This is a genomic window from Spirillospora sp. NPDC046719 (assembly GCF_040645715.1).
Lineage (GTDB): Bacteria > Actinomycetota > Actinomycetes > Streptosporangiales > Streptosporangiaceae > Spirillospora.
The window spans coordinates 1-2,850 of record NZ_JBEYYT010000746.1 but is presented as its reverse complement, the minus strand read 5'-3'; the positions used below and the strand labels follow the sequence as shown (position 1 = coordinate 2,850).

Below are 2,850 nucleotides of genomic sequence, written 5' to 3'. Positions count from 1 at the left end.
ACCACTCCTCCCCCACCCCCCCCCCCCCCTGCGGCCGGCCCCGGGGGCGCCCCCCCCCCCCCGGTCGCCCCCCTCACCCCCCCCGGGGCCCGCCCCGCGCGCCCCCCACCCGTCTGCGTGCCAGGTCCGGGGCCTTCGTCAGGCTCAGGGCCATCAGCCGGTGCCCTCCCCCGCGGGGGGTGCGTGAAGGGTCATCCCAGCCTCCTTCGTTCTCGGACGTCGGCGCCCATCCGATACTCCGGTTCCCTGCTCTACCACGGGGGCGCCGCTGTGTCCTAGGGGTGTTCCGCGCCACCTGTGGTCTCGGTCGAGACCGGTACCACTCACGGGACCACCAGGGTCACACGGACACTCTCGTCCCGCTTGTGATCTGGAGCACTCTATTGGAAGAAGTTCTAAGAAGCGAGTACTTACATCATGATTTGTCCGAAGCTACGATCTCGGGCGTGCGTATCGAGGCGCGACGAGGCGCGGAACGAGCCCGGGAGGACGGCGTGGACCCGCTGGTCACCGGCATCAGGGACCGCTGGTCGGGACAGGGCATGGCCGGCGGGCCGTGGCCGTTCATGGCGATCAGCTCGGTCGAACGGCTCCACCAGATGCTCAAGAAGGCGCTGGACACCGAGCTGAAACGGTTCGGGCTGAGCCGCACCGGCTACTTCCTGCTGACCACGCTGGCGCTCATCGGGCACGGCAACGCCCGGCTCAGCACCCTCGGCCGGATCCTGATGATGCATCCGACGACCGTGAAGCTGACCGTGGACCAGCTGGAGGCCGCCGGGCTCGTCGAGCGCGCCCGGCACCCCCACGACCGGCGCGCCACCCTCGTGCAGATCACCGCGGCGGGACGCGAGCAGGTCAACGCCGCGAACCTCGCGCTGGAGGACCCGGACGGCGCGCTCGCGCCGTTCGACGGGATGCACCGCGACCTGTTCGAGGCGCTCCAGCCGGCCCGGCTCGCGGCCGGCGACCTGGAGCTCTGAACGGGCGGAGCCCGCCGCGAGGCGCGGTGAACCGGCTGTGACATCGCCTGCGTACATCGTCATCGACAACACAAGACCCGGGCGATAAGGCAGTCTTCTCCTATGCCACAGAGTCACGGCACGCGCAGACGCACCGGTTCCGCCCCCGCCCGCACCCGCTCCGAGCAGCGGCGCGGCGGCCGGCGGCGGGCCCGGGAGCGGGGCGCCGGCGGCCGCCGGGACGACGCCCGGGTCCCCGCGCCCCGGCCGTCCCCCGAGGCGCTCGACACGCTCGCCCCGCCGGACGCCTCCGGCCCGCACGGCCCGTCCGGGGACGCACGGGAGCCGTCCGCGCAGTTCGGCCCGGGAAAGCGGCGGCGCGCCTGGAAGCTGCTCACCCACAACGTCACCATCACCGTGGCGGGCATCGCGGTGCTCGCCGGCGGGGTGGTGTTCGTGGACTGGAACAAGGTCCTCGGCGAGGCCGAGCCGCCGAAGGCCGCGTCGAGCGGCCTGTCGACCAACGACATGCTCGCCCACCTCCAGGGCTTCGACATGGACGCCATCACCGCCGACTCCATAGCGGCCGCCAAGGAGCGCGCCTACAAGGAGCACCAGGCGTACATGAAGAAGCTCAAGGAGCAGGCCAAGAAGGACGCGGCGGCGCGCGCGAAGCTGAAGGCCGAGAAGGAGAAGGAGCGGCTCGCCAAGTCCAACCCGAGCGCCGCGGAGAACAAGGCGTACGGCAAGAAGATGAACGCGGCCAAGGGCTGGGGCAACTGCTGGTCGTCGCTGCTGACGCTCTGGAACCACGAGAGCGGCTGGAACGAGCGGGCCGTCAACCCCGGCAGCGGCGCGTACGGCATCCCGCAGGCGCTGCCCGGCTCCAAGCTCGCCAGCGCGGGCGCCGACTGGCGCACCAGCTCCCCCACGCAGATCGCCTGGGGCCTCGGCTACATCAAGGCCCGCTACCACGACCCGTGCGGCGCGTGGTCCTGGTGGTCGGCGCACCACTGGTACTGAGCCGCGGCCGATAGGCGACGCGGACGGCGCGTGCTGGTGGCCGGGCCGCGATCCGGGCACGATGTGGGGATGACCACGAGCAGGGCGCGCCAGGCGGGCGGCGCGGGCGAGGCCGGCACCGACCGGCGGCAGTGGGCGCGCGCGGACGCCACGCGGCAGGCGCTGCTGACCGCGGCGCAGCGGGTGTTCGCCGACCGCGGCTACGCCGACGCGGGCATCGCCGAGATCGTCGAACGGTCCGGCATCAGCGTCGGCAGCCTGTACCACCACTACGGCGGCAAGGCCGGGCTGTACGTGGCGCTGTGGGAGGAGCTCACCGACGAGCAGGAGCGGAGCGCCGCGCGGGCCGTGTCCGCCGCCCGCAAGGCCGGCGAGGACGACCCGATCGCGCTGTTCATCGCGGGCGCCCGCGCCTACCTGCGGGTGTGCTGGGAGCGGCGGGAGGCGGCGCGGCTGTTCCACGGCGGCGAGGGGCCGTCCGGCTCGTCGCTGATGCGCCGCAGCCGGGCGCAGCACTGGATCGCGCAGAACACCAAGCTGCTGCACGGCACGGCCGGCACCCCGGCGGGCCGCGCCGGGGAGGTGCTGAGCCTGGTGCTGACCACCGTGATCGGCGAGGCCGGACGGGAGATCGCGACGGCCGAGGGCGAGGCGGACGCCGCCGAGATCATCGACGAGGTGTGCCGCATCCTCATCCGCCTGGCCCGCTGACGCGGCGTCCCCGCCCCGGGCCTCCGGGACGGGGAGCGCCGGGGGGCGGGCCCGCCGCCCCGCGGGTGAGCGGGCCCGGGGCGCGTGGAGGGGGCGGCGCGGGCGCCGGGCGGGCGGGCGGGGGCGGGCCCGCCGGGGGGGGGGGCGCGCCGCC

General features: G+C 74.4%; 3 protein-coding genes. All 3 read left to right on the top strand.

What is annotated here, in order from left to right; genetic code table 11:
* Positions 1 to 446 precede the first annotated feature (446 nt).
* The 3 genes from ABZ914_RS49600 to ABZ914_RS49590 all read left to right on the top strand — a co-directional run bounded on the left by ABZ914_RS49600 (position 447) and on the right by ABZ914_RS49590 (position 2,696).
* Positions 447 to 983: a MarR family winged helix-turn-helix transcriptional regulator gene (locus ABZ914_RS49600; protein ID WP_500201555.1), complete on the top strand. Its 537-nt coding sequence runs from the start codon at positions 447 to 449 to the stop codon at positions 981 to 983.
* Positions 984 to 1,085: 102 nt separating this feature from the next.
* Positions 1,086 to 1,985: an aggregation-promoting factor C-terminal-like domain-containing protein gene (locus tag ABZ914_RS49595; RefSeq protein ID WP_500201554.1), complete on the top strand. Its 900-nt coding sequence runs from the start codon at positions 1,086 to 1,088 to the stop codon at positions 1,983 to 1,985.
* A gap of 69 nt (positions 1,986 to 2,054) precedes the next feature.
* Positions 2,055 to 2,696: a TetR/AcrR family transcriptional regulator gene (locus ABZ914_RS49590; protein WP_190865915.1), complete on the top strand. Its 642-nt coding sequence runs from the start codon at positions 2,055 to 2,057 to the stop codon at positions 2,694 to 2,696.
* The last annotated feature ends 154 nt before the right edge of the window (positions 2,697 to 2,850 follow it).

Excerpts from the sequence above, each read along its gene's own strand:
- ABZ914_RS49595 (WP_500201554.1), top strand. The coding sequence starts at position 1,086 with ATGCCACAGAGTCACGGCACGCGCAGACGCACCGGTTCCGCCCCCGCC.
- ABZ914_RS49590 (WP_190865915.1), top strand. The coding sequence starts at position 2,055 with ATGACCACGAGCAGGGCGCGCCAGGCGGGCGGCGCGGGCGAGGCCGGC.